Source organism: Vibrio sp. 10N.222.47.A9 (assembly GCF_963872585.1).
In the GTDB taxonomy this organism is placed as follows: Bacteria; Pseudomonadota; Gammaproteobacteria; order Enterobacterales; family Vibrionaceae; genus Vibrio; species Vibrio splendidus.
In genome coordinates this window covers 1-25,764 of sequence record NZ_CAWNBB010000082.1, presented here as the reverse complement: position 1 = coordinate 25,764, position 25,764 = coordinate 1, and the positions used below count along the sequence as shown (strand labels likewise).

The window sequence follows — 25,764 nt, the reverse complement described above, 5'->3', positions numbered from 1 at the left end:
GATTATGCTTCCTCACCTTTTTTCAGCAGGCCGTGTTTTTTCAAATAAACCAACAGAATTGAGATTGCTGCAGGCGTAATACCTGAAATTCGAGAAGCAATACCAATTGAGTCAGGCTTAGCAGTCGTTAGTTTAAGAACCACTTCGTTAGAAAGTCCTTTCACCTTGCTGTAATCGATATCAGCAGGCAATTTGGTGTTTTCATGACGCAGTGATTTTTCAATTTCGTCTTGTTGACGCTGGATATAACCATCGTACTTCACTTGGATCTCAACTTGCTCGGATGCTTGTTGATCTTCCAATGCCGGACCAAAACGATCCAATGCCGTTAGTTGTGAATAAGTCATTTCAGGGCGACGAAGAAGATCTTCACCGCTTGCTTCACGAGACATAGGTGTTTTAAGAATTTGGTTCAGTTGATCAACATCTTCAGATTTTGGATTAATCCATGTTTCTTTTAGACGTTGACGTTCCTTCTCCATGTTTTCTACTTTCTCGTTGAATCGAGCCCAACGAGCATCATCCACCAAGCCAAGTTCACGCGACTTCTCAGTCAAGCGGATATCAGCGTTGTCTTCACGAAGTAACAAACGGTATTCCGCACGAGACGTGAACATACGGTAAGGTTCTTTGGTACCCATCGTCGATAGATCATCAATAAGAACGCCCATGTAAGCTTGGTCACGACGCGGGCTCCAGCCTTCTTTGCCTTGTGTGAACAAACTTGCATTCAGACCGGCCATCAAGCCTTGTGCTGCCGCTTCTTCGTAGCCAGTGGTACCGTTGATTTGACCGGCAAAGAATAGACCCTTAATAAACTTAGTTTCGTAAGTCAGCTTAAGGTCGCGAGGATCAAAGAAATCATACTCGATCGCATAGCCAGGGCGGACGATATGAGCATTTTCAAAACCTTTCATTGAGTGAACGATTTTTACCTGAACATCAAATGGCAGGCTTGTCGAGATACCATTCGGGTATAGCTCATGTGTCGTTAGACCTTCAGGTTCAATGAAAATCTGGTGACTGTTCTTGTCAGCAAAACGCATCACTTTGTCTTCAATCGATGGACAGTAACGCGGGCCAATACCTTCAATCACGCCCGCGTACATTGGGCTGCGATCGAGATTGGCACGAATAACGTCATGCGTATTTTCGTTAGTGTGCGTGATGTAGCATGGAATTTGGCGAGGCTGTTGAGCTCGGTTACCCATGAACGAGAATACAGGTGTTGGGTTATCACCGTGCTGAACCTCTAACTCTGAAAAATCAACGCTACGTGCATCGATACGAGGAGGTGTACCCGTTTTCAGGCGATCAACTCGGAATGGAAGATCACGAAGACGGTCAGCCAGTGCGATCGATGGTGGATCACCAGCACGACCACCTGAAGAACTTTCCATACCAATATGGATCTTTCCACCTAGAAATGTACCCACCGTCAGTACCACAGCGTTAGCACGGAACTTAAGGCCCATCTGTGTAACAACACCCACCACTTGATCCTGTTCAACGATCAAGTCATCAACCGATTGTTGAAACAGAGTTAGGTTTGGCGTGTTTTCAAGAACATTTCGAACAAAGGCTTTGTAAAGCGCGCGGTCAGCTTGTGCACGAGTTGCACGTACCGCAGGACCTTTTGATGCGTTTAACGTTCTGAACTGAATACCTGCATGATCAATAGCTTGCGCCATTAATCCACCCATTGCATCGACCTCTTTTACCAAGTGGCCCTTACCGATCCCGCCAATAGCAGGGTTGCAAGACATTTGTCCCAACGTATCGATATTATGAGTGAGTAGTAACGTACTTTGACCAGTACGTGCAGATGCGAGTGCGGCTTCCGTTCCTGCATGGCCACCACCAACAACGATGACGTCAAATTTTTCGTGATAAAGCATGAACCGACCTCGGGTATTCAAACGTTTTCTAGATTGATAAAAAGGAGCGATATTCTACCTGTTTTCATAGCTTGAGAAAACGTTTTTGGGATTTTTCGATAAAGCTGTTTTTAATTAATATAGATAAGATCTTTATAGAGATCTTTTATTATATCTATTATTAGGATCGAGGGTATCTGTGGATAAGTCAAAAATGATCAACAAGATCATGGATCTTTTTTGGATCAAAGTATGTGATCTAACTTTGATCATGATGAGGATTAGCTGGGATCAAAATGGCTACTTATTCACAGGGGAGAATTGGCTAGAAAGTTGTTATTTGGATAACTATAGGTTAATCACCGTATATGTATGATCTTATCCACAGAGAAAATTGAGGTTTTTGCTTTAATTTTCGAATTTTTTTCAAAAAAGTTATTCACAATCACGATATTCAGAGACAAAAAAAGCGGCATAAGCCGCTTTTTGGGGAAACTGAGGGACTAGAACTGGTCACTATGATCGTTAAACCACTCTTCAGCTGCATCCTCAGGTACCGGAGTTTCCAATACATCGATGGTAAAGCAGTCTGAAATAGGCTGTGCACCGAGTTTTGTCAGTTGGCTGTGGACTGATTTTCCCGCAGAACAGAAGGTATCGTAACTTGAATCACCAAGTGCGATAACAGCATAACGAAGAGCACTTAAATCTGGAGACTCTTGGGTCAATGCGTTGATCAACGGTTGGATATTATCGGGAAAATCACCCGCACCATGTGTTGATGTCACCACTAACCAAGTACCTTGCTGAGGAATATTATTGTACTCAGGCTGATTGTGAAGTTCTATCTCGTGCCCTTGAGCCTCTAGAAGATCGTTAAGGTGATCGCCAACGTATTCAGCGCCACCTAAGGTGCTGCCTGTAATAATGTGGATCATTAAGCTGTCCTTACAAAAGAAAAGGCCAGCGTAAGCCAGCCTTTATGGTTATTTACCGATACAGAATGAAGAGAAGATTCGACCTAAAAGATCATCGGAACTGAACTCGCCTGTGATCTCATTGAGGTGTTGTTGGGTGATACGAAGCTCTTCCGCTAATATCTCTCCGGCCATGTAGCCTTCAAGCTGTTGTTGCCCGATATCAAGGTGTTCCGATGCGCGTTCTAGTGCATCCAAGTGGCGGCGGCGCGCCATAAAGCCACCTTCATGACCACCAGCAAAACCCATGCAATCCTTGAGGTGGCTACGCAGAGCGTCGACACCTTGGCCTGTTTTTGCTGATAAGCGAATCAGGGTTGGATCGTTAACATGACAAATGCCTAACTCTTCACTGGTTTGATCCGCTTTATTACGAATTACCGTCATTCCGATGTTGTCCGGTAGACGATCAACGAAATCTGGCCAGATATCTTTCGGGTCTGTTGCGTCTGTTGTCGTGCCATCAACCATAAATAAAACTCGGTCTGCTTGAGCAATTTCTTCCCAAGCGCGTTCAATACCGATTTTTTCTACTTCATCAGAGGCATCACGCAGGCCAGCGGTATCGATAATGTGCAGTGGCATACCGTCAATATGGATATGTTCACGTAATACATCACGTGTGGTGCCGGCAATATCGGTCACAATCGCAGATTCTTTGCCAGACAGCGCATTCAATAGGCTCGATTTACCGGCATTTGGGCGGCCTGCAATCACGACCTTCATGCCTTCACGCATGATGGCACCTTGATTCGCTTCTTGGCGTACAGCTTCGAGGTTATCGATGATAGCCTGTAAGTCAGTACTGACTTTACCGTCAGCAAGAAAATCAATTTCTTCTTCTGGAAAATCGATCGCTGCCTCAACGTATATTCTTAAGTAAATAAGAGAATCTACAAGCGTATTAATGCGTTTAGAGAATTCGCCTTGTAGCGATTGAAGCGCCGATTTAGCCGCTTCTTCTGAGCTGGCATCAATTAAGTCAGCAATCGCTTCGGCTTGAGTTAAATCCATCTTATCGTTCAAGAAGGCACGTTCTGAAAACTCACCTGGACGCGCTGCACGCAAGCCTGAAATGGCTAGGATGCGTTTGATTAGCATATCCATAACCACTGGGCCGCCGTGGCCTTGCAACTCTAATACGTCTTCGCCGGTAAACGAGTGCGGGTTAGGGAAGTAAAGCGCGATGCCTTGGTCGAGTTCGATGCCATCGTCAGATTTAAACGGTAGGTACTCAGCGTAGCGAGGCTTGAGTGTTTTTCCTGTTACTTCTAGGGCAACCTGAGTCGCCAATGGGCCGGAAACGCGGATAATACCGACGCCACCACGGCCGGGCGCGGTCGCTTGAGCAACAATCGTATCTGTAGTCATAGTTGTGCCTGCTAGCATGTGAGAGCCAAAAAGGGGCGCTCACGATTAATCAATTAGCTGAATTGTAATCAGCTAAAAACAAAAAGGCGACCTTTTGGTCGCCTTTCTTTATCTCTTTCTATTATCGAACTTACTTAGAATGTAAGCCTTTCTTTTCCAGCGCGCGGTAGATAAGCGTTTGCTGAATCAGAGTTACGATGTTCGATACTAGCCAGTAAAGAACCAGACCTGAAGGGAAGAACAGGAAGAAGAATGTAAACATAACCGGCATAAAGGTCATGATCTTCTGCTGCATTGGATCCGTTACAGTTGTCGGGCTCATCTTCTGGATTAGGAACATTGAAGCACCCATCAGAAGTGGCAAGATGTAGTATGGGTCTTGTGCTGAAAGGTCAGTAATCCAACCGAAGAACGGTGAGTGACGCAGTTCAACAGACTCCATTAGTGCCCAGTATAGCGAAATGAAGATAGGCATTTGCAAGATGATAGGTAAACAGCCACCAAGTGGGTTTACTTTCTCTTTCTTGTACAGCTCCATCATTTCTTGGCTCATGCGTTGACGGTCGTCGCCAATACGCTCACGCATTGCAGTCAGCTTAGGCTGAAGCATACGCATTTTCGCCATAGACGTGTACTGAGCTTTCGTTAGTGGGTACATAGCACCACGAACGATAAACGTTAGACAGATGATTGCTAGACCCCAGTTCACAACGATGCCTTGAATGAACGAAAGCAGAGTATGAAGTGGTTTAGCAATGAACCATAACCAACCGTAGTCAACTACTAGGTCTAGGTTCGGTGCAACAGCAGCCATTTGGTCTTGAAGTTTAGGACCAACCCAAAGCGTTGCTTTAAAGCTTGCTTCGTCGCCAGTAGCGATGGTCTTGTTCGGCATGCGAACACCGATGTCGCCAAGGTTACCAATGACACGAGTGTAAAGGTTGCTGCCTGCTTCGTCGCGTGGGATCCAAGCACTTGCAAAGTAGTGCTGAATCATCGCTGCCCAACCTTGACCGTTGGCTAGGTTAAGAGACAGGTTGCGATCTTGCATGTCGTCGAAGCTGTATTTTTTGTAACGCGTATCTTCCGTAGAGTAAGCACCACCACGGTAAGTTGGCATTGTTAAGCTACCGCCGTCATCCATAACGTTTTGACGTAGGTGAGCGTACATGCCGAATGTCGCGTTAGTACCAGAGTTGTTGACTACATCGTATTCAACATCCATTGCGTAGCTGCCACGCTTAAGGACGAATGTTTTCGTGTAATCAAGGCCGTTCGCTTGGTAAGTCATCGGGATGCGTAGTTCATCCTGACCATCAGCAAGCGTGAAGCTGTCTGCTGAAACCGTGTAGCTAGGGCGGTTAGTGCTGCTTAAATCGATACCTTGAGGGCCAACTAGACCGCTTTGTGCGATAAATTGGTGACCAGGTTCGTTCTTAAGAAGAACAAATGTATCTTCAGAATCAAACTCAGCAGAGTAATCATTTAGGTTTGCTTGAACGACATCACCACCAACCGTATCAATTGACAGAGTCAGTACATCAGTTGTTACTGTGATAGTTTTTGCAGAAGCGACTTGTTGGCCCGGAGCTGGGTCTAAGTCATCTGCATAAGATGGCGCTGGTAGGGTGCTGCCAGATTGTGCCTGCTCAATCGCTTGTGGAGCTGGGTTCTGAGCTACGTTCCATTGTTGGAACAGTAGGAAAGAAACCAAAGCCAATGCGATTAACAGGATATTACGTTGAGAATCCATCGTTATTTATCTCTGTCTTGTTTTTGGACTGGTGGAACGGGGTCAAAGCCCCCTTCGTTCAAAGGATGGCATTTTAATAGACGTTTGCCTGATAACCAACACCCTTTTACAAAACCGTGAGCTTTCAACGCTTCTATCGCATATAAAGAGCAGGTTGGAGTAAATCGGCAGCGTGGGCCGATGAGTGGACTAATAAACCATCTATAAAAATAGATGGGTATTAGCGCTATCCACGCGAAGGGCGAGACAGGCGAAGCCATAATTTGTCGAGTAGCTTGAACATTTCTTCATTGCTTAAATCTTGCGCGCTCTTCTTAGCGATTACAACATAATCTTTGTTAGGAAGTTTGTGTTGAGTGTTACGAAAGCTTTCACGAGTAAGACGCTTGAATCGGTTACGACCCACGGCGGTTTTAATCTGCTTTTTCGGAACTGCTAATCCAAGGCGAGGATTTGAAAGAGAGTTATTTCGGGCAATGATGGTGAAATGAGGGGAGCCTGCTCGATGAGCTTGCTTGAAGACATTCTGATAATGTTCGGGAGTTAACAAGCGTAACTCCCGACCGAAGGCTAGCTTATTCAAAATAATCAAAGATTACTTAGAAAGACGCTTACGGCCTTTTGCACGACGTGCATTGATTGTTGCGCGACCGTTCTTAGTAGCCATGCGAGCACGGAAACCGTGTGTACGCTTACGCTTTAGAACTGTAGGTTGAAAAGTGCGTTTCATTGTAATTACCTTACTGATCAGTAGTTTTAGGTTTTTGTTAAACCCGGCGTGGGCATTTTTTCTCTTCTTTATATAAGAAAGGAAAACCGACGCCTCTCAACAAAGAGGCGGAATTGTAATCACTGTCACAAAAAGTGTCAATGATTGGGTTAACTAAAATTCCGGTCGGGGGATTATACGTAGAATAACTAAAATCACAAGGATCCTTATTCGATCCCGACCTTATTTAAGAATTTCTTTAATTTAGGATCCTGTGGATTACCAAAAATATCCTGTGGAGATCCCTGTTCGACAATGTGACCATCAGCCATGAAGATCACTCGGTCTGCGACCTCTCTAGCGAACTGCATTTCATGGGTAACCACCAGCATGGTTTGATGCTGATTTGCCAGTTTTTTCATTAAGTTAAGCACTTCGCCAACCCACTCAGGATCGAGCGCTGAAGTAGGCTCATCAAACAATAAAAGCTCTGGTTGTAGAGCCATCGCACGGCCAATACCAACACGTTGCTGCTGGCCACCAGAGAGCGCTGCTGGATAGCTATCTGTTTTCTCTCCTAGGCCAATATCATCGAGTATTTGTTGCGCTTTTTCATGAGCTTGCTGCTTTTTCCAACCACGAACGGTAATCAAACCTTCCGCAATATTCTGCCTTGCCGTTTGGTGAGCGAACAGTGCATAGTTTTGGAACACAAAACCGGTCTTACGGCGCAGTGCAAGCACCTCTGCTTTAGTGTGTTTCTGAGTATCAACCTTGATATCATCAATCGAAATCGTACCTTGATCGGCTTGCTCTAGAAAATTCACACAACGCAGCAGGGTAGACTTACCCGTACCACTTGAACCTATGATGACAATTATCTCACCTTGCTTGATTTCGAGGTCGATCCCTTTCAATACTTCGGTGTCACCAAACTGCTTGTGGATATTTTGTAATTTGATCATCGTACATACGCCTTATTCAGTTTCACTTCGGCCCAAATTTGAATACGAGTGAGGATAACCACCACGCCCCAGTAAATCAGCGCGACTGCTAAGAAAGCCTCGAAGAAGCGGAAACTTGAAGAAGCTTCCATCTGAGCTTTAGCCATGATTTCGGCTACACCTAGGGTGAATGCAAGTGAAGTCGACTTAATCATATCGATGAAATAGTTCATCAAAGAAGGCAGTGCCACACGTGTCGCTTGCGGCAAGATCACTCGACGCATGGCTTGGCTGGTTGTCATACCGACTGACAGGCTTGCTTCCATTTGGCTACGATCGATACCGATAATCGCGGCACGAATACTTTCAGCCATGTAAGCAGCAAAGTGTAAGGTTAAGCCGATAACCGCGGCGCCAAACGCATCAAGTCCAACCATCCACGGAAACACTTGTGGTAGGCCATAGTATAGAAGGAACAGTTGCACCAGCAGTGGCGTGCCTCGGAAGAAGCTAATATACAGCTGGCTAAGCTGGTCGAGTACTGGGATTTTGAATACACGAATGTTCGCCAGTATCAAAGATAGAATTAGGGCGAAAAATAAGCCCCAGATTGCCATCTCCATAGTGGTGCCCAAATACTTCAGCAGTATTGGCAACAGACCTAGCATGTAATTAAAGTCAAATCCCATAATCTATCTCATATTTTTATTGGAAGTATTGTTTGGAAATACTGTTATATCAGGCTTTTTAATCAGTGCACAAAAGCAAAAAGCCCACCGCTGTGTAAAGCAGTGGGCCTCAAATGGGAAAGTGAGTCGTTACTTCTGAGTAATGTCCGCACCAAACCATTTCTGAGAGATACTTTCTAGCGTACCATCTGCGCGTATTGCTGCTAATGCTTCGTTTACTTCTGCTTGCAGTTTTTGACCGTTGTCATTGTTAACGAAAGGCCAAGCATTTTCGATTGTCTCGAATGGTTGTCCTGCTAGCTGTAATGGTAGACCAGTCTTCTTGATAAGCTCTAGTGCTGATAGGCGATCCATTACGAACGCGTCGGCACGACCAAGAGCGACATCATGTTCAATACCGGTATCGTAGGTTTTGACATTGATTTTGCCATCTTTGTCGTAGCTGCGCAGCAGTTGCTCAAAGTTTGAGCCGAGGTTTACCGCAACCGTCTTACCATCTAGGTCTTCGATACCTTTAATGCTGTCATTACCTTTACGAACGGTAATTTGTGCGCCGTCTACTACGTAAGGGTCTGCGAATAGGTATTTCGCTTTACGTGCATCCGTTATTGTAATTTGGTTTGAAATGGTATCGATTCGACCCGTTTCAAGAAGACCAAACAGACCAGAGAAGTTTGCCGTTACGTATTCAACCTTGTAATCGTTACGTTTACCGATCTCATCCCATAAATCCACTTCAAAACCTTGTAGTTGGTCTTGTTTAACGAACGTAAATGGGAAGTAGCGACCAGACATGCCGACTTTAACTTCAGTCGCGGCTTGAACAGTAGCAGCAGAGAGTGCGATAGCCGCAATTGCAGCCTTAATCCAGTTATTCATTTGGTAACTCCTTATATTTATAGGGTTGGATGTTACTGGGAAAATGCTCAATAGAATAAATAACCAGATGTTATTAACCATAACCAGATCGTATTCTCGATTTGGGGATAACTAGCAAGGATCCGGGCATAAGTGGATCGTTATGTGAGTAAAGTAGGGGCAAGATGTGTGGATCCATCCAGTTTTGCCCTATTTATTGTGAATAACTTGGATCTTATTCACTGGATCTGTGATCAATTGCTGGTGATCTGACTTATCAACAGGTAAAATTAGCGGTCATTTCATATAACTTAAATAGAGTGGGGCACCGTGTCATCTTCGCTTTGGTTGCAATGCTTGCAACAGCTTCAAGAAGAGTTACCAGCTACAGAATTCAGTATGTGGGTACGTCCGTTACAAGCGGAGCTCAATGGTAATACTCTAACTCTATTTGCACCAAACCGATTTGTACTCGATTGGGTGCGCGATAAGTACCTAAATAGCATTAACCGTTTGCTACAAGAATATTGTGGTAATGATATCCCGCATCTTCATTTTGAGATTGGAAGTAAACGAGTCATTGCTCCAAGATCTGAGGCTATCGCCCCTGCTCGTACTCGTACTGCTGCTGATGTAGCTGCTGAGTCGTCTGCACCTGCGCAGCTACAAGCACGTAAACCAGTACACAATATCTGGCGTGATGAAGAACCTGTAGCGGTTGATCTTAATCACCGTTCAAACGTGAACCCAAAACATAAGTTCAATAACTTTGTTGAAGGTAAGTCGAACCAACTGGGTTTGGCTGCGGCACGTCAGGTTTCTGATAACCCAGGAACCGCTTACAACCCGTTGTTTTTGTATGGCGGTACTGGTTTAGGTAAAACGCACTTGTTGCATGCGGTGGGTAACGCCATTGTTGATAATAAGCCGAATGCTAAAGTGGTTTACATGCACTCAGAGCGCTTTGTTCAAGACATGGTGAAAGCGCTCCAAAACAATGCGATTGAAGAATTTAAGCGCTACTACCGTAGTGTTGATGCATTGCTTATCGATGATATCCAATTCTTTGCTAATAAAGAGCGTTCTCAAGAAGAGTTCTTTCATACCTTTAATGCGCTGCTTGAAGGCAATCAACAGATCATCCTAACGTCTGACCGTTATCCAAAAGAGATCAACGGGGTAGAGGATCGTCTTAAATCCCGCTTCGGTTGGGGTTTGACGGTTGCGATTGAGCCACCTGAGCTTGAGACTCGTGTGGCGATCTTGATGAAGAAAGCAGAAGACCACCAAATTCATCTTGCGGATGAAGTGGCGTTCTTTATTGCGAAGCGTTTACGCTCTAACGTTCGTGAGCTAGAAGGCGCATTGAACCGTGTTATTGCGAATGCAAACTTCACTGGTCGTCCGATCACGATCGATTTCGTGCGTGAAGCACTGCGTGACTTACTTGCCCTGCAAGAAAAACTGGTCACCATTGATAACATTCAAAAGACAGTTGCTGAATACTACAAAATCAAAGTCGCTGATCTATTATCTAAACGTCGTTCTCGTTCTGTTGCTCGTCCGCGCCAATTGGCGATGGCACTGGCTAAAGAGCTGACTAACCACAGCTTGCCTGAGATTGGTGATGCATTCGGTGGCCGTGACCACACGACCGTGCTGCACGCTTGTCGTAAGATTGCTCAGCTGCGTGAAGAGAGCCACGACATTAAAGAAGATTATTCGAACTTGATTCGTACCCTTTCTTCTTAATACACAGTATTCTTAACCTTAATAAGCAGAATCTTGGCCACGTACTATTACGCAGTGCCATTTAGACCGTAAGAGCAAGATATGAAATTTACCATTGAACGTAGTCACCTGATAAAGCCATTACAACAAGTATCTGGCGCACTCGGTGGCAGGCCAACGCTTCCAATTCTAGGAAACCTACTGATTAAAGTAGAAGATAACGTGTTGTCGATGACAGCGACGGATCTAGAAGTTGAATTGATCAGCCGTGTAACGCTTGAAGGTGATTTCGAAGCGGGCAGTATTACCGTACCTTCACGTAAGTTCCTAGATATCTGTCGCGGTTTGCCAGATAGCTCAGTGATCACTGTGGTATTGGATGGTGACCGTGTTCAGGTTCGTTCTGGTCGTAGCCGTTTCTCATTGGCAACATTACCTGCGGCAGATTTTCCAAATATTGAAGATTGGAGCAGTGAAGTTGAAGTGTCAGTGACACAAGCTGAATTGCGCGGTCTTATCGAGAAAACACAATTCTCAATGGCGAACCAAGACGTTCGTTACTACCTCAACGGTATGTTGTTTGAGATTGAAGGTTCTATCTTACGTAGTGTTGCAACTGATGGTCACCGTATGGCGGTATCTCAAGCGCAACTGGGTGCTGATTTTGCTCAGAAGCAGATCATTGTTCCTCGTAAAGGTGTGCAAGAGTTAGTGAAGCTACTGGATGCTCTTGAACAGCCAGTAACGCTGCAGATTGGTAACTCTAACGTTCGTGCTGAAGTGAACAACTATGTCTTCACTTCTAAGCTTGTTGATGGTCGTTTCCCGGATTATCGCCGCGTAATGCCACAAAATACCACTAAGACACTAGAAGCTGGCTGCGATGAGTTACGTTCAGCGTTTTCTCGTGCTGCGATTCTGTCGAATGAAAAATTCCGTGGTGTTCGCGTTAATCTTGTAGATACCGAGATGCGTATTACAGCGAACAACCCAGAACAAGAAGAAGCGGAAGAAGTGCTAGACGTCACCTTCGACGGTGACGCGCTAGAGATTGGCTTCAACGTAAGCTACGTATTGGATGTATTGAACACACTGCGTTGTGAACAGGTTCGAATCTCAATGTCAGACGCGAATGCGAGTGCCTTGATTGAAAACGCACAAGATGACAGCGCGATGTACGTTGTTATGCCGATTCGTTTGTAACTGTGTTTATTTATACATTATGTTTGCTTATCAACAACGTTTGTCTATCGAGCCGTGATTGAAGATTAATATGAAGACGTTATGCCTTTATCGCGCTTAATCGTAAAGCAGTTTAGAAATATTGAAGCCTGTGACATTCAACCGTCATCAGGCTTTAACTTTCTTATAGGGGCTAACGGAAGCGGCAAAACCAGTGTCCTTGAAGCGGTGTATCTGCTCGGACATGGTCGCTCGTTCAAAAGCTCCTTAACCGGTCGTATCATTCAAAATGAGTGTAGCGAACTGTTTGTCCATGGCCGTTTTATGACCTCGGATCAATTTGAGCTGCCAATTGGCATTAATAAGCAGCGCGATGGCACCACAGAGGTTAAAATAAGCGGTCAAACTGGGCAAAAATTGGCTCAGTTAGCTCAAGTCTTACCTTTGCAGTTGATTCACCCCGAAGGGTTTGATTTACTAACCGATGGACCTAAGCATCGCCGCGCATTCATTGATTGGGGAGTCTTCCACAGTGAGTCGGGTTTTTATGATGCTTGGGGCAGGGTAAAGCGCCTCAATAAACAGCGTAATGCATTATTGAAAACGGCGACGAACTATCGAGAACTGAGCTATTGGGATCAAGAATTGGCCCGTTTAGCCGAAAGCATCAGCCAGTGGCGTGCCACGTACGTTGAACAGCTTAAAGAAGTCGCCGAAGAAATCTGTGCAACCTTCTTACCTGAGTTTGAGATAAAGATTAACTACTATCGAGGCTGGGATAAAGACACCCCATACGCCGAGATATTAGAAAAGAATTTTGAAAGGGATCAGCAGCTTGGTTACACCTTTAGTGGGCCAAACAAAGCGGATCTAAAGATAAAAGTGAACGGCACTCCAGTGGAAGATGTCTTGTCACGAGGTCAATTGAAGTTGATGGTGTGCGCGCTACGAGTAGCACAAGGGCAACACCTCACTCAAATGACAGGTAAGCAGTGCATCTACTTGATAGATGACTTTGCTTCCGAATTAGATAGCCAACGCCGAGCACGTCTTGCTGAGTGTTTAAAGGCGACCCAGGCTCAAGTTTTTGTAAGCTCTATTACCGCTGATCAGATTGCAGATATGCATGACGAAAATAGCAGGATGTTTCATGTGGAACATGGCAAAATAGAGCAAGGATAATTAGTCAGAGAGTAACTATGTCAGATAATTACGATTCATCGAGTATTAAAGTACTGAAGGGTCTGGATGCGGTACGTAAGCGTCCTGGAATGTACATTGGCGACACGGATGATGGTACCGGTCTGCACCACATGGTTTTTGAGGTGGTAGATAACTCTATTGATGAAGCACTCGCTGGTCACTGTAATGACATCATCGTAACTATCCATGAAGATAGTTCTGTGTCAGTAAGCGATGACGGACGTGGTATTCCAACTGAATTGCACCCAGAAGAAAAAGTATCAGCAGCAGAAGTAATCATGACGGTTCTTCACGCTGGTGGTAAGTTCGATGATAACTCGTACAAAGTATCTGGTGGTCTGCACGGTGTTGGTGTTTCAGTAGTTAACGCACTTTCTAAGCAAGTTACTCTTACTATCCATCGCGGTGGCAAAATCCACACTCAAACATACTGCCACGGTGAGCCTCAAGCGCCACTAGCGGTTGTAGGTGACACGGACAAAACAGGTACAGAGATTCGTTTCTGGCCGAGTGAAGAAACCTTCAATAACATCGAGTTCCATTACGATATTTTAGCTAAGCGTCTACGCGAGCTATCATTCTTGAACTCAGGTGTATCAATTAAGCTAATTGATAAGCGCGAAGAAGACAAAATGGATCACTTCGAATACGAAGGCGGTATCCAAGCGTTTGTTGAGCACTTAAACACCAACAAAACACCTATTATCCAGAAAATATTCCATTTCGATCATGAGCGTGAAGACGGTATTACCGTTGAAGTTGCTATGCAATGGAATGACGGTTACCAAGAAAACATTTATTGTTTCACCAACAACATCCCTCAACGTGATGGTGGTGCTCACTTAGCGGGTTTCCGTGGTGCTCTAACACGTACATTGAACAGCTTCATGGACAAAGAAGGCTTCTCGAAGAAAGCGAAGACTTCAACATCAGGTGATGATGCTCGTGAAGGTTTGACAGCGATTGTTTCGGTGAAAGTGCCAGATCCTAAGTTCTCAAGCCAAACTAAAGACAAGCTGGTTTCTTCAGAAGTGAAGTCTGCGGTTGAGTCTACGATGGGGGAGAAACTGTCTGAGTTCCTAATTGAGAACCCAGGTGAAGCGAAAATCGTTTGTTCTAAAATTATCGATGCAGCACGTGCTCGTGATGCGGCGCGTAAAGCTCGTGAGATGACACGTCGTAAAGGCGCATTAGATTTAGCGGGTCTTCCAGGTAAACTAGCTGACTGTCAGGAAAAAGATCCTGCACTGTCTGAACTATATATTGTGGAAGGAGACTCTGCTGGCGGATCAGCTAAGCAGGGGCGTAACCGTAAGAACCAAGCAATCCTACCGCTTAAAGGTAAAATCCTTAATGTAGAGAAGGCACGTTTCGATAAAATGCTGTCTTCTCAAGAAGTCGCAACGCTAATCACAGCACTTGGTTGTGGTATTGGTCGTGACGAATACAACCCAGATAAACTGCGCTACCACAACATCATCATCATGACCGATGCCGATGTCGATGGTTCTCACATCCGTACTCTGCTACTGACGTTCTTCTACCGTCAAATGCCTGAACTGATTGAACGTGGTTACATCTACATTGCTCAGCCACCGCTTTACAAAGTGAAGAAGGGTAAGCAAGAGCAGTACATCAAAGATGAAGATGCGATGAACCAGTATCAAGTATCTTTGGCTTTGGATAATGCAGAATTGCACGTAAACCCTGAAGCACCTGCGTTTACTGGTGAAGGCTTAGAGAAGCTTGTTCATCAATACAATGCAGGTATTAAGCTGGTTGATCGTATGAGCCGTCGTTACCCACGAGCACTGATTCACGAACTGATTTATGTACCTCGCCTAACCGCTGAGCAGTGTCATGATGAAGCGGCAGTTGAAGCTTGGGGTAAGCAGCTTGTAGAGCAGCTAAATGGCAAAGAAGCGGGTGCGAGCCAATATTCTCTTGAAGTTGAAAAACACGAAGAGCTAGGTTTAAGCGTTCCTAAGATTGTAGTACGTACACACGGTGTAACTCATGAGCACGTACTCAGCATTGACCTTATCAACTCGAAAGAGTTTGGTAAGTTAGCAGACCTTTCTGAAGCGCTTGACGGCTTGATTGAAGAAGGCGCTTACATCAAGCGTGGTGAGCGTACTCAAGCGGTTTCTAGCTTTGTTGAAGCTCTGAACTGGTTAGTGAAAGAGTCTCGTCGTGGTCTGAGCCTACAACGATACAAAGGTCTAGGTGAGATGAACCCTGATCAGCTTTGGGAAACAACAATGGATCCTGAAACTCGTCGTATGATGCAAGTGACGATTGAAGATGCTGTTGGTGCTGATCTGTTGTTTACAACGTTGATGGGCGACCAAGTAGAACCGCGTCGTAACTTCATCGAAGAGAATGCATTGAAAGTAGCAAACCTAGACGTTTAGTATCTTTGATACTTCGCTCTTTCGCTTAATTTCTGTGTCAGAGGTGCTCACATACATTCGTATGCTCCGCGCCTCTTCCTTGAACTAAAACGAAATAGCTTCGTCTCAAAAAACTCAATATCTTATTGAAAAGACTGTCAGAAATGACGGTCTTTTTTGTTTTTAAGTGATTGAAAAATATTGGATTGGAAAAATAATTGAAAATAGACGCTTGAAACCGATTTGCTCAATCCACATATCTAGTTGTGAAGAGGATGACTGTCTTGCTCTACAAGAGAAGAAACAGAACCTTCATTACCGCTAACGAAGTATCGCTCAATAGAGGATAACTTTGGCAGCACACAATTTAAAAATTGATTCATTGCCATGTCCCAGCGTTGTCGCCAATAGAGGTGAAACCCGAGGAATGCGAACTGAATCCCTTAGCTGTTTACTGGGTCACACACAGGTTCGATCTCAGTAAAATTCACGGCTAAGACTATTGCTTACTAAAAGGATAGCATTATGAGAACTGTAGATTTCACTCCACTTTACCGCAACGCAATCGGCTTCGATCGTCTATTCAATATGATGGAAGCGAACACATCAAAAAATGCTTCTGGCGGTTACCCTCCGTATAACATCGAGCAAAAAGACGAGAATAACTACCGTATTACTATGGCAGTCGCTGGTTTTGCAGATGACCAATTAGATCTTACTCAAAAAGAGAACATGCTAATTGTGAAAGGTGAGCGTAAAGCAGAAGCAGAGAAAACCTTCGTATATCAAGGTATTGCAGAGCGCGATTTCGAACGTAAATTTCAACTGGCTGACTACGTAAAAGTGGTAGGTGCAAGCATGGAAAATGGTCTTCTTCACATCGACCTAGAGCGCGAAATCCCAGAAGCGATGCAACCACGTAAGATTGCTATCAACGGTAATAGCCTACTAGAAGGTTAATTACTGCTAGCTCCTTAGAGCTAAAAAATATCGGGAAGTAAAAGTGAAAGAGCACCAGTACCTTGAAGAAGGTCGGTGCTCTTTTTGTATTTGGGTTACAGTAACCTAAAAGGTTTTATTACTGTTCTGAGTAAGCCTTTTTTACTTCTTCAGCAATGATTGAAATGCCTTTCTGCATCGCCTCATCATCTTGCACGTAGTTCATGCGTAGACATTGATGGGCATGATCCCACTCGTCTTCTTGGCCGATAAAGAAGTATTCACCCGGAACAATCAATACGCCACGAGCTTTGAGGCGGTCGTACAGCTCCATGGTGGTAATCGGCAGTTCATCAAACCATAGCCATAAGAAAATCGCGCCTTCAGGCTTGTGGATACGGAAGCGAGGGTCATCGATCGCTTCTTGTAAAAGCTCAACTGCACGTAGAGATTTATCTTTATAGAAAGGTTTGATTACCTCGCTGCTTAAGCGCAGTAAATCGCCTTTTTCAATCATGTGGTTAGCAATCGCAGGACCAACACTATTGGGTGCTAGGCTGATGATGCCATTCATGTTGGTCAGAGCTTGTGTTACTTCTTCGCTCGCAATCACGATACCGCAGCGCACACCAGGCAAACCAAGCTTAGATAAGCTCATGCACAGAATGGTATTTTCATTCCAGAACGGCTCGACATCTTCAAAGATGATGTTTGGAAACGGCAGGCCATAGGCATTATCGATCAGTAGCGGGATGTTGTTTTCACGCGCCAGTTTATCCAGTTTACGTACTTCTTCGTCGGTCAGCACGTTACCGGTTGGGTTGGTTGGGCGAGAGGCACAGATAGCGGCAACCGAGTCATCAACCTTGAGCTTTTCAAAATCAACGTGGTATTTAAACTGGCGGTTTTCTAGCAGTTCGATCTCTGGGTGGTAAGAGATAAAAATATCGTCATCAATGCCAGCATCGCCGTAGCCGATGTATTCAGGCGCGATCGGTAACAATATTTTCTTGTGTGATCCGTCTGGCTGTTGGCCTGCTAAAAGATTGAATAGGTAAAAGAAGCCACTTTGACTGCCGTTGGTAAGGCTGATGTTCTTTTCGCTAATGTCCCAACCATAAGTTTCTTTCAGCATCGCCGCTAACGACTTAATGAAGCTGTCTTTGCCTTGCGGACCATCGTAGTTGGCGAGGGCGGCGATGAGTTCTCCACTGGCGAGCATGTCGGCACTGGCTTGGTTAAAGTAATCGAGCATGGCTGGGATAGCGGCTGGGTTGCCACCTCCGAGCATGATTGCACCAGGAGTGCGCAGGCCATCATTCAAATCATCCATTAAACGAGTGATTCCAGAGTATCGATTAAACTTTTCACCAAACTTAGAGAACTGCATTACTTATTTTACCTAATTCATTGTGATTGCTTGTTATGTGTCATTAAGGCAGACCTTATGTCTACCATCAGTGTGTTCCTTGAACATACCGCAATGTTTTTGCGACGCATAGCGCCAAATGCGCTAACACGAAAAAAACTTCTATAAAGTTTAACTAATGAGTGTCTGCTTTCTTATTGAACGAGTGTTTCGTGATCAAAAAAGGAGAAGCCTAAGCTTCTCCTTTTAATTCCTGTGGGTTATTTCAATCAGCGCTTACTTTGAGCCAGTATAAACGACTAATACCTTGTCATCTTGGTATTGGCGTTCGAACGCATAGTAGCCCTTGCTGTTACGGATGATGTGCTTACCTTGGGCTACCGCTGGGTGGCGTTGGCGGAATTGACCAAGCGCTTGCCAGTGTTCCAGCAACTCTGCTCGTTCACCTGTGATTTGATCCCAAGGCATGTCAGAGCGAGTGCCTTGCATTGGGTCGGAGCCTGTTGGGCCGAAATCACGAGCGATTTCATCACCGTAATAGATCTGCACCGCACCGGGAGCCAGCATCAACGCGTTTGCAGCTTTGGTTTGTTTTGCAAAGTCACTGCCGTGTTGTGTCCAGAATAACGAGGTGTCGTGAGATGAAAGGTAACTCAACACGTTGAACTCGCTGTCACTGTTGATCTTGTCTGCGTAGCGCAGGTAGTCAGCATCGAGATCGGATAGGCATTTAAGTGCCTTGGGTGCGATGTCGCTTTGGAATTCAAAGTTGATGATCGAATCAAACCCGTTAGCGAAATAGTCTGATTTCACCACGCTGTGTGCCCATACTTCACCCGTCATCCAGAATGGTAGGTCATCCAACGCTTTGTCTGGGTTGTTTTGCTTCCATTCTGCAAGCGCTTGGTTAGTGCTCTCTTTAAGCTCTGCCCACGCATCTAACTCAACGTGCTTGGCGGTATCGACCCTAAAACCATCAACGCCATATTCACGTACCCAATCCGATAGCCAAGTGATGAGATGTTCACGCGGAGTTTGGAGTTCATCTGTAGCGCTGGTGGACTTGTTGCGATAGAAATTAGGTAGCCCGGTTGTCTCTGTCGATTCTGTTTTGAAATCGGGTAGGTGTGCCAAAGACATGGTGAGGTTGTTGTAACCCGGAGAGTCATAAGCACCAATGTCGCTGCGTAACCAAGCTTTGCCCCACCACTTTTCCCATGCTTCGTTATCGCTGTATGAGATGTAGTTGTTGAAGTAGTGCCAGTTCTGACCTTTAGCGGGTTGCCAATCTGTCCAGTTTTCGCCAAGTGTTTGTTTGGCTTGTTCATCCGTGAGGTTGAGTTTGCCGAAGTCGAACTTCTGCATGTCGGCAAGCGTGGCGTAGCCAGTGTGGTTCATCACTACGTCCCAAACAACACGAATGCCTTTGCTGTGCGCGGTATCGATGAAGGTTTTCAGCTCGTCTTCGGTACCCATGTTGTCATCAAGCTTGGTCCAGTCTTGATGGTAGTAGCCATGGTAGCCGTAATGTTTGAAGTCACCGCGATCACCGCCGCCAACCCAGCCGTGGATCTGCTCTAGTGGAGAGGTAATCCAGATAGCATTAGCACCGAGCGATTCTATGTAGTCGAGTTTTTCGGTTAAACCGGCTAAGTCACCACCGTGGAAGGTGGCTATTTCATCTTGTCCGTCTTGGCTGCGATTGTAACTGTTGTCGTTATCAGGGTTGCCGTTGTGGAAGCGGTCGGTCATCACGAAGTAAACCGTGGCGTTGTCCCAACTAAAATCGGCTTTGATTTCTGGTTCTACTTTCTCTAGTAGCAGAACACCTTGGCTGTTTTCTGCAGGCTGCATGGTGACGCTGCCGTTGGTAACTGTGACTTGTTTTCCTGAAAGGGCGTCTCTTACCAAGGTGCCATCATCAAAGGTTTGAGCAACGTTGATGGTGGTTGGCTGGTCACTAGGTACTGGGCAGGCAAAGCTTTGAACTTGTTGCTGCTTTGGCTTTACCTGAACCGTGAGTTCATTGGTCTGTGGGTTGAGCGTAAACTGGTAGGTGTTAGCGCGAAAGACCTTGATGGCGATTTCAGAATTCTCGGCACAGTCGTCTAGACGAAGGGGTTTATTGAATTTGATGCGACTCTCTTCAGCCAAAGCATAGTTAGTACCACAGGTCTTTTGAGCGTCGCTGATAGAGAAGGTATAGCTACCTTTGGCGAGTTCCTGTTCTGCAATTACGGTGCCTTTACCTGATGATTCAAATACGACAGTGTCGTTATCAATTGTCAGTAATAGGTTATTGTCACTGGTTTGGCTGCATGCGCTGAGTGCGAGCATTGAAAGCGCGAGTACTGTTTTTTTCATTGTTCCCTTCCCCTGAATAAACAGGTTATTTATAGCAAACAATGCCCTCTACAGTCTGAGTGCTGTTTCATTCAGTTAATCAATAATACGCCTACAAACAAATGCTTGGTTCACAAAAACAAAAAGGGAAGCTTTCGCTTCCCTTTGGGTGTTTACCGTTAGTTACTCAGAGTATGACTTAGAGCAACTGTCTCACTCGTGCTTATTTTTGCAGTAGAGAGATGTCAGCAATCTGTAGGAACAGGTTACGTAGGTTGTTCAGTAGCGTTAGACGGTTTTTCTTAAGCGCTTCGTCATCAGCCATAACCATCACGTTATCGAAGAATGCATCTACTGGTTCACGTAGATCAGCAAGCTTGCTTAGGGCTTCTTGGTAGTTGCCTGTCGCGAATGCAGGTTCTAGTGCTTCCGTCATTACTTCAACGTTTTCAGCCAGCGCTTTCTCTGCGTCTTCTTGAAGAAGCGCTAGATCGATTTCAGCGGGTAGATCGCCATCGAATTTCGCGAGGATGTTACCTACACGCTTGTTCGCTGCTGCTAGTGCTTCTGCTGCTTCCAGTTCACGGAAGTGAGAAACCGCTTTAACACGTTGGTCAAAGTCAGCTGGCTTAGTTGGACGACGTGCTAGTACCGCTTGGATGATATCAACACTGAAACCAGCATCTTGGTACCATGCGCGGAAACGACCTAGCATGAAGTCGATAACGTCAGCTTCTACGTTGTCGTTAGTTAGCTTGTCGCCTAGTAGCTCTTTCGCTTTACCGATAAGGTCAGTTAGGTCTAGGTTGTAGCCGTTTTCAACGATGATACGTAGCACACCTAATGATGCACGACGTAGAGCGAATGGGTCAGAACCTTTTGGTGCTTGGCCAATACCGAAGATACCTACGATAGTGTCTAGCTTGTCTGCCATTGCTACAGCAGATGAAATACCAGTACTTGGTAGCGTATCACCCGCGAAACGAGGCATGTACTGCTCGTAAAGTGCTAGTGCTACTTGCTCGTCTTCACCATCGTGCGTTGCGTAGTGCATGCCCATCACACCTTGAGTATCCGTAAATTCGAATACCATTGATGTCATTAGGTCACACTTAGCTAGTAGGCCAGCACGCTTAGATTTCTCAACGTCAGCATCGATTTGCTCAGCAATGTAGCCAGCAAGTTCTGTGATGCGGTCTGTTTTGTCTTTTATTGTACCCAATTGCTTCTGGAAGATAGCTTGGTCTAGTTCAGCAAGACGGTCGATAAGCGGACGCTTACGGTCGGTGTTGAAGAAGAACTCAGCATCAGCAAGACGTGGACGTACAACCTTCTCGTTACCTTCGATAACGTGACGAGGCTCTTTAGACTCGATGTTCGATACGAAGATGAAGTTTGGTAGAAGGCTTCTTTCAGCGTCACCAATCTCATGCGAATAAACAGGGAAGTACTTCTGGTCGCCTTTCATGGTGTAAACCAAAGCTTCAGAAGGCACTTTTAGGAACTCTTGCTCAAACTTAGCAGTAAGCACCACTGGCCATTCAACCAAAGAGGTAACTTCTTCAACAAGGTCATCTTCTAGGTCAGCAATACCGCCAACCGCGTCTGCTGCTTTTTTAGCATCAGCAAGGATGATCGCTTTACGCGCATCGTAATCTGCCATTACTTTACCGCGCTCTTCTAAGATCGCAGGGTATTGGTCAGCAGAGTCGATTGTGAACTCTTGTTCGCCCATGAAACGGTGGCCACGGATAGTACGAGCAGAAGCTACGCCTAGGATTTTGCCTTCAACAAGCTCATCACCTAGTAGTACTGTCAGTGTTTTCACTGGACGGATAAATTGAATGTCTGAGTTACCCCAGCGCATTGCTTTAGGAATTGGTAGGCCAGCCAGTGCTTTCGCAGCGATGTCCATTACCAATTCTTGAACTGGTTTGCCAGCCACTTCTTGTTTGAAAAGAAGCCACTCACCTTTGTCTGTTTTCAGACGGTCAGCTTGCTCAACAGTAATACCGTTACCACGCGCCCAACCTTGTGCAGCTTTAGTCGCGTTGCCTTCCGCATCGAATGCGACAGAAATTGCAGGACCGCGCTTCTCAACGACTTTGTCTGCTTGGCCTTCAGCCAGTGCAGTCACTTTAAGTGCTAGACGACGAGGTGCTGCGTACCACTTGATGCCTTCGTGAGAAAGCTCAGCAGTTTTAAGACCCGCTTCAAAGTTAGAAGCAAAGGCTTCTGCTAGAGAACGAAGTGCTGTTGGTGGAAGCTCTTCCGTACCCAGTTCAATTAGAAAATTCTTCGCCATGATTATTTACCTTCCTTTTCTTCTACAGATCGGCACATTGGGAAGCCAAGTGCTTCACGTGACGCGTAGTACGCTTCTGCAACAGCTTTAGTCAGGTTGCGGATACGAAGGATGTAACGTTGACGCTCTGTTACAGAGATAGCTTTACGCGCATCAAGGATGTTGAATGCGTGACCTGCTTTTAGAATGCGCTCGTAAGCTGGAAGCGGCAGTGGCTTCTCAAGCTCAAGTAGCTCTTTACACTCTTTTTCGCACTGGTCGAAGAAAGTGAATAGGAAATCTACGTCTGCGTGCTCGAAGTTGTACGTTGATTGCTCAACTTCGTTTTGGTGGAAGATGTCACCGTAAGTCACGTTAGAACCGTCTGGTGCTACGTTCCAAACTAGGTCGTAAACAGAGTCTACTTCCTGGATGTACATTGCTAGACGCTCGATACCGTAAGTGATCTCACCAGTTACTGGCTTACACTCAAGGCCGCCAACTTGTTGGAAGTAAGTGAATTGAGTCACTTCCATACCGTTTAGCCATACTTCCCAACCAAGACCCCATGCGCCTAGCGTTGGGTTTTCCCAGTTGTCTTCTACGAAGCGAATATCGTGAACAAGCGGGTCGACACCAAGAACTTCAAGCGAGCCTAAGTACAACTCCTGGATGTTATCTGGAGAAGGTTTTAGAGCTACTTGGAATTGATAGTAGTGCTGCAGGCGGTTCGGGTTTTCACCGTAACGACCATCGGTCGGACGACGAGAAGGTTGAACGTATGCCGTAGACATTGGCTCTGGGCCAAGTGCACGTAGACATGTCATTGGGTGAGAGGTGCCAGCACCTACTTCCATATCTAGTGGTTGAACAATGGTACAACCGTTTTGTGCCCAGTAATCCTGCAGCGCGAGGATCATTCCCTGGAAGGTTTTGATATCGTATTTTTGCATAGTCAGGTTCGCGCGATTCTTTTAAATGAATGAGAAAAATAACCTCTGAGTATACCGAGATATTGGTAAAGCGAGTAGGGGTAATCTTGTTTAATTAGTGGTCTAAAATGTCGTTTAGTGGATTTTTTTGCCTTTAATGTTTGTTTTTCGGCACAAGTGGATATTTTGATAACTTTGACACTTGTGTTTGAAAGCGTGGGTGATTAAAATCTCGCGGTCTTTGGGGAGTAGCTTACTTATTCATATCCTATTGAATGAGTTCGTCCGTCAACATAATTGATGCAAAATCATCATGGCGTTCGAGGCAACCACCACTTTGGTGGCGCTTAGCAAGACCTTAGACAAGCATCGTGAACCGGGATGGGGCGCGAGGTTTGTCTTTGGTTAAATATAATAATCTCCGTCCCAAATGAGCATGTCGTGAGCGTTTTAGCAATTTCAATTACAACTGTCGCCTTAGCCGAGATCGGTGATAAGACTCAGTTGCTATCCCTTTTATTAGCCAGTCGATATCGCAAGCCGATACCTATAATAGCGGCTATCTTCTTTGCCACCATTGCCAATCATGCTCTTGCTGCATGGCTCGGTGTCGTTATCGCAGATTACTTATCTCCTGAAATTTTAAAATGGGTGCTGGTGGTCAGTTTCATTGCGATGGCGGGCTGGATTCTGATTCCAGATAAGTTGGATGACGATGAGCAGATCTCGAATCGAGGCCCATTTGTCGCCAGCTTTATCGCTTTCTTTATTGCTGAGATTGGCGATAAGACTCAGATTGCGACCTCCATTCTAGGGGCTCAATATTCTGATGCATTAACGTGGGTGATTCTGGGTACTACCATTGGTATGTTGCTGGCGAATGTGCCAGTGGTGATCATTGGTAAGTTATCGGCAGATAAGATGCCTCTTGATCTGATTCGCAAGATCACCGCCTTGCTATTCGTGGGTTTGGCTATCGCAGCGGCTTTCTATTAAGCGGTAGTATTGAGTCTTATTATACTCAACCAGTGGAGTAATGTGTTGTAGGTCATACTCTTACAGTATTGTCGGGTTTATCGAGCGAATGGACATATAACTGTCATACTTGTCATGATATTTTAATCTTGTGAGTTAAGAACACGAGGGCATGATTATGTTGACGCGTTATATGGGTATTACTCCACAAAGCCAAAGTTATCTATTTACCTTTGGTCTTGCACTTACACTATTAGGCATGGTGTTGACGGACATGTGGCTACCAATGGTGGCTGGTTCGATGATCATGACTGGGCTTGCGGTAGAGGCCTGGATTCGAGTGGCGCATATTATTCCTATGCGCAAAGATATCCGAGAAATTCAGCATCAGCTTGAGCATCTGCAAAACAAGTCTAGAAACGAATAAATAAAAAGCCGCTCGTACTCTGAGTTCTGTTGAAGAACATAAGGTACGAGCGGCTTTTTTGATGCTTGATACTCGGTGGGGCGTTATGCCTCCAATCCCTTTCTGATCAAATACTGGTAAGGCAACGTTTCTGTCGCTTGACCTACCAACTGGTGATCCATGAATCGACAAAAGCTCGGGATATCTCGAGTTGTCGAAGGATCGTCAGCTTTTACCAGTAACACATCGCCATCCTGCATGTTTCTAATTGTCTTCCTGACCATCATTACTGGTTCCGGGCAACGTAGGCCTTCAGCTTCTAAAGTATGGGTTGCCAGTTCAGGTTTGAATGTCATGGTTTGTATCTCTATTTCTATCTAACGAGTGAATAATACGTCTGCAGAAAAAATATGCAATAAGTGCTTGGCAAACAGAATCATTTCCTATAACTTAGTTAACAAGTTGATAACAACTTGAAACAAAGGCAACTAGCTAAGGAGTGGCGATGTTGACAGGATTAGATAGATTAACAATTTATTCAGTTCTCTGTTTTATTTCTTTCTGTGCGTTAGTTTTACGCTCATCGACAGAGACCTCACTGATGCCTATTTTTGGCATAGTAGCAACGATTATTGGTATTTGGGTAGAGATGCGCCGTTGGCAAGGTATAGCCGAAGAGCAAGAGCACTAACCCGAATACAACAAGCAAATTCCGATACGACAACATTCCGACACTATCCCCAGATTTTCTTGGGCTTCCCCGCATAATTGCGGGATTTTTTTTATCTAAAGCATGCTATAAACAACTTAGTAATACCAATTCCATTAA

The 25,764-nt window shown here is 45.2% G+C and carries 24 protein-coding genes and 1 riboswitch; of the genes, 8 read left to right on the top strand and 16 right to left on the bottom strand.

The window, feature by feature from the left end; all coding sequences use genetic code 11:
- Positions 1-2: 2 nt before the first annotated feature.
- The 10 genes from mnmG to AACT19_RS22910 form a co-directional block, all read right to left on the bottom strand.
- Entirely contained in the window at positions 3-1,898 is a 1,896-nt protein-coding gene (gene mnmG, locus AACT19_RS22955) for a tRNA uridine-5-carboxymethylaminomethyl(34) synthesis enzyme MnmG (protein WP_017077300.1), read from the bottom strand.
- Positions 1,899-2,380: 482 nt separating this feature from the next.
- The gene (mioC, locus tag AACT19_RS22950) at positions 2,381-2,815 is read right to left on the bottom strand and encodes an FMN-binding protein MioC (protein WP_076648946.1); all 435 of its coding nucleotides are present in this window, start codon (positions 2,813-2,815) and stop codon (positions 2,381-2,383) included.
- A 48-nt stretch (positions 2,816-2,863) separates the two neighbouring features.
- On the bottom strand, positions 2,864-4,225 hold the full coding sequence (mnmE, locus tag AACT19_RS22945) for a tRNA uridine-5-carboxymethylaminomethyl(34) synthesis GTPase MnmE (protein WP_076648972.1): 1,362 nt from the start codon (positions 4,223-4,225) through the stop codon (positions 2,864-2,866).
- Positions 4,226-4,355: 130 nt separating this feature from the next.
- On the bottom strand, positions 4,356-5,978 hold the full coding sequence (yidC, locus tag AACT19_RS22940; RefSeq protein WP_004735803.1) for a membrane protein insertase YidC: 1,623 nt from the start codon (positions 5,976-5,978) through the stop codon (positions 4,356-4,358).
- 2 nt (positions 5,979-5,980) lie between these two features.
- Entirely contained in the window at positions 5,981-6,238 is a 258-nt protein-coding gene (yidD, locus tag AACT19_RS22935) for a membrane protein insertion efficiency factor YidD (RefSeq protein ID WP_004735802.1), read from the bottom strand.
- Complete coding sequence (rnpA, locus tag AACT19_RS22930; RefSeq protein ID WP_029223763.1) at positions 6,205-6,528, bottom strand: ribonuclease P protein component; 324 nt, start codon at positions 6,526-6,528, stop codon at positions 6,205-6,207. The genes yidD and rnpA overlap by 34 nt, the downstream gene beginning before the upstream one ends.
- Positions 6,529-6,573: 45 nt before the next feature.
- Positions 6,574-6,708, bottom strand: a complete 135-nt coding sequence (gene rpmH, locus AACT19_RS22925; RefSeq protein WP_004735800.1) for a 50S ribosomal protein L34 — start codon at positions 6,706-6,708, stop codon at positions 6,574-6,576.
- Between the two features lie 206 nt (positions 6,709-6,914).
- Entirely contained in the window at positions 6,915-7,652 is a 738-nt protein-coding gene (locus AACT19_RS22920) for an amino acid ABC transporter ATP-binding protein (protein WP_004735798.1), read from the bottom strand.
- Positions 7,649-8,320, bottom strand: coding sequence for an amino acid ABC transporter permease (locus AACT19_RS22915; protein WP_004735796.1), 672 nt, complete (start codon positions 8,318-8,320; stop codon positions 7,649-7,651). The genes AACT19_RS22920 and AACT19_RS22915 overlap by 4 nt, the downstream gene beginning before the upstream one ends.
- Positions 8,321-8,449: 129 nt before the next feature.
- Entirely contained in the window at positions 8,450-9,199 is a 750-nt protein-coding gene (locus AACT19_RS22910; protein WP_076648944.1) for an amino acid ABC transporter substrate-binding protein, read from the bottom strand.
- Positions 9,200-9,508: 309 nt separating this feature from the next.
- Here AACT19_RS22910 and dnaA point away from each other — a divergent pair, with 309 nt between their 5' ends.
- The 4 genes from dnaA to gyrB all read left to right on the top strand — a co-directional run bounded on the left by dnaA (position 9,509) and on the right by gyrB (position 15,708).
- Positions 9,509-10,930 carry a chromosomal replication initiator protein DnaA gene (gene dnaA / locus AACT19_RS22905; RefSeq protein WP_017081729.1) on the top strand — a complete coding sequence of 474 codons (1,422 nt, stop codon included), beginning with the start codon at positions 9,509-9,511 and terminating at the stop codon, positions 10,928-10,930.
- An 81-nt stretch (positions 10,931-11,011) separates the two neighbouring features.
- The gene (dnaN, locus tag AACT19_RS22900; RefSeq protein WP_076648942.1) at positions 11,012-12,112 is read left to right on the top strand and encodes a DNA polymerase III subunit beta; all 1,101 of its coding nucleotides are present in this window, start codon (positions 11,012-11,014) and stop codon (positions 12,110-12,112) included.
- Positions 12,113-12,193: 81 nt separating this feature from the next.
- Positions 12,194-13,273: a DNA replication/repair protein RecF gene (recF, locus tag AACT19_RS22895; RefSeq protein ID WP_017080844.1), complete on the top strand. Its 1,080-nt coding sequence runs from the start codon at positions 12,194-12,196 to the stop codon at positions 13,271-13,273.
- Positions 13,274-13,290: 17 nt separating this feature from the next.
- Entirely contained in the window at positions 13,291-15,708 is a 2,418-nt protein-coding gene (gyrB, locus tag AACT19_RS22890; RefSeq protein ID WP_004736684.1) for a DNA topoisomerase (ATP-hydrolyzing) subunit B, read from the top strand.
- 239 nt (positions 15,709-15,947) lie between these two features.
- On the opposite strand, the gene AACT19_RS22885 is transcribed toward gyrB, so the two are convergent.
- The gene (locus AACT19_RS22885; protein WP_256800199.1) at positions 15,948-16,070 is read right to left on the bottom strand and encodes a hypothetical protein; all 123 of its coding nucleotides are present in this window, start codon (positions 16,068-16,070) and stop codon (positions 15,948-15,950) included.
- A 142-nt stretch (positions 16,071-16,212) separates the two neighbouring features.
- Between AACT19_RS22885 and AACT19_RS22880 the strand changes: the two genes are divergently transcribed.
- Positions 16,213-16,647, top strand: a complete 435-nt coding sequence (locus AACT19_RS22880) for an Hsp20 family protein (protein WP_004736683.1) — start codon at positions 16,213-16,215, stop codon at positions 16,645-16,647.
- Between the two features lie 118 nt (positions 16,648-16,765).
- Here AACT19_RS22880 and AACT19_RS22875 read toward each other — a convergent pair whose 3' ends face one another.
- From AACT19_RS22875 to glyQ, 4 genes are all read right to left on the bottom strand, one after another.
- Positions 16,766-18,016, bottom strand: coding sequence for a valine--pyruvate transaminase (locus AACT19_RS22875; protein WP_017087261.1), 1,251 nt, complete (start codon positions 18,014-18,016; stop codon positions 16,766-16,768).
- 255 nt (positions 18,017-18,271) lie between these two features.
- Positions 18,272-20,359: an alpha-amylase gene (locus AACT19_RS22870; protein ID WP_076648940.1), complete on the bottom strand. Its 2,088-nt coding sequence runs from the start codon at positions 20,357-20,359 to the stop codon at positions 18,272-18,274.
- A gap of 202 nt (positions 20,360-20,561) precedes the next feature.
- The gene (gene glyS, locus AACT19_RS22865) at positions 20,562-22,643 is read right to left on the bottom strand and encodes a glycine--tRNA ligase subunit beta (protein ID WP_017081723.1); all 2,082 of its coding nucleotides are present in this window, start codon (positions 22,641-22,643) and stop codon (positions 20,562-20,564) included.
- 2 nt (positions 22,644-22,645) lie between these two features.
- The gene (gene glyQ / locus AACT19_RS22860) at positions 22,646-23,575 is read right to left on the bottom strand and encodes a glycine--tRNA ligase subunit alpha (protein WP_004736678.1); all 930 of its coding nucleotides are present in this window, start codon (positions 23,573-23,575) and stop codon (positions 22,646-22,648) included.
- Positions 23,576-23,785: 210 nt separating this feature from the next.
- Positions 23,786-23,961: riboswitch (yybP-ykoY riboswitch) on the top strand.
- A gap of 34 nt (positions 23,962-23,995) precedes the next feature.
- On the opposite strand from glyQ, the gene AACT19_RS22855 reads away from it, so the two are divergent.
- Both AACT19_RS22855 and AACT19_RS22850 read left to right on the top strand, forming a co-directional pair.
- Entirely contained in the window at positions 23,996-24,550 is a 555-nt protein-coding gene (locus tag AACT19_RS22855; RefSeq protein ID WP_017077289.1) for a TMEM165/GDT1 family protein, read from the top strand.
- Between the two features lie 151 nt (positions 24,551-24,701).
- Complete coding sequence (locus AACT19_RS22850) at positions 24,702-24,956, top strand: hypothetical protein (protein ID WP_004736676.1); 255 nt, start codon at positions 24,702-24,704, stop codon at positions 24,954-24,956.
- An 83-nt stretch (positions 24,957-25,039) separates the two neighbouring features.
- On the opposite strand, the gene tusA is transcribed toward AACT19_RS22850, so the two are convergent.
- On the bottom strand, positions 25,040-25,291 hold the full coding sequence (gene tusA, locus AACT19_RS22845) for a sulfurtransferase TusA (protein ID WP_004736675.1): 252 nt from the start codon (positions 25,289-25,291) through the stop codon (positions 25,040-25,042).
- A 149-nt stretch (positions 25,292-25,440) separates the two neighbouring features.
- Here tusA and AACT19_RS22840 point away from each other — a divergent pair, with 149 nt between their 5' ends.
- The gene (locus AACT19_RS22840) at positions 25,441-25,626 is read left to right on the top strand and encodes a hypothetical protein (protein ID WP_004736674.1); all 186 of its coding nucleotides are present in this window, start codon (positions 25,441-25,443) and stop codon (positions 25,624-25,626) included.
- Positions 25,627-25,764 lie beyond the last annotated feature (138 nt).

What these genes read in the sequence shown, in the direction of transcription:
- mnmG (WP_017077300.1), bottom strand. Translation starts at nt 1,898, where the DNA reads ATGCTTTATCACGAAAAATTTGACGTCATCGTTGTTGGTGGTGGCCAT.
- mioC (WP_076648946.1), bottom strand. Translation starts at nt 2,815, where the DNA reads ATGATCCACATTATTACAGGCAGCACCTTAGGTGGCGCTGAATACGTT.
- mnmE (WP_076648972.1), bottom strand. Translation starts at nt 4,225, where the DNA reads ATGACTACAGATACGATTGTTGCTCAAGCGACCGCGCCCGGCCGTGGT.
- yidC (WP_004735803.1), bottom strand. Translation starts at nt 5,978, where the DNA reads ATGGATTCTCAACGTAATATCCTGTTAATCGCATTGGCTTTGGTTTCT.
- yidD (WP_004735802.1), bottom strand. Translation starts at nt 6,238, where the DNA reads ATGGCTTCGCCTGTCTCGCCCTTCGCGTGGATAGCGCTAATACCCATC.
- rpmH (WP_004735800.1), bottom strand. Translation starts at nt 6,708, where the DNA reads ATGAAACGCACTTTTCAACCTACAGTTCTAAAGCGTAAGCGTACACAC.
- AACT19_RS22920 (WP_004735798.1), bottom strand. Translation starts at nt 7,652, where the DNA reads ATGATCAAATTACAAAATATCCACAAGCAGTTTGGTGACACCGAAGTA.
- AACT19_RS22915 (WP_004735796.1), bottom strand. Translation starts at nt 8,320, where the DNA reads ATGGGATTTGACTTTAATTACATGCTAGGTCTGTTGCCAATACTGCTG.
- AACT19_RS22910 (WP_076648944.1), bottom strand. Translation starts at nt 9,199, where the DNA reads ATGAATAACTGGATTAAGGCTGCAATTGCGGCTATCGCACTCTCTGCT.
- dnaN (WP_076648942.1), top strand. Translation starts at nt 11,012, where the DNA reads ATGAAATTTACCATTGAACGTAGTCACCTGATAAAGCCATTACAACAA.
- recF (WP_017080844.1), top strand. Translation starts at nt 12,194, where the DNA reads ATGCCTTTATCGCGCTTAATCGTAAAGCAGTTTAGAAATATTGAAGCC.
- gyrB (WP_004736684.1), top strand. Translation starts at nt 13,291, where the DNA reads ATGTCAGATAATTACGATTCATCGAGTATTAAAGTACTGAAGGGTCTG.
- AACT19_RS22885 (WP_256800199.1), bottom strand. Translation starts at nt 16,070, where the DNA reads ATGAATCAATTTTTAAATTGTGTGCTGCCAAAGTTATCCTCTATTGAG.
- AACT19_RS22880 (WP_004736683.1), top strand. Translation starts at nt 16,213, where the DNA reads ATGAGAACTGTAGATTTCACTCCACTTTACCGCAACGCAATCGGCTTC.
- AACT19_RS22875 (WP_017087261.1), bottom strand. Translation starts at nt 18,016, where the DNA reads ATGCAGTTCTCTAAGTTTGGTGAAAAGTTTAATCGATACTCTGGAATC.
- AACT19_RS22870 (WP_076648940.1), bottom strand. Translation starts at nt 20,359, where the DNA reads ATGAAAAAAACAGTACTCGCGCTTTCAATGCTCGCACTCAGCGCATGC.
- glyS (WP_017081723.1), bottom strand. Translation starts at nt 22,643, where the DNA reads ATGGCGAAGAATTTTCTAATTGAACTGGGTACGGAAGAGCTTCCACCA.
- glyQ (WP_004736678.1), bottom strand. Translation starts at nt 23,575, where the DNA reads ATGCAAAAATACGATATCAAAACCTTCCAGGGAATGATCCTCGCGCTG.
- AACT19_RS22850 (WP_004736676.1), top strand. Translation starts at nt 24,702, where the DNA reads ATGATTATGTTGACGCGTTATATGGGTATTACTCCACAAAGCCAAAGT.
- tusA (WP_004736675.1), bottom strand. Translation starts at nt 25,291, where the DNA reads ATGACATTCAAACCTGAACTGGCAACCCATACTTTAGAAGCTGAAGGC.
- AACT19_RS22840 (WP_004736674.1), top strand. Translation starts at nt 25,441, where the DNA reads ATGTTGACAGGATTAGATAGATTAACAATTTATTCAGTTCTCTGTTTT.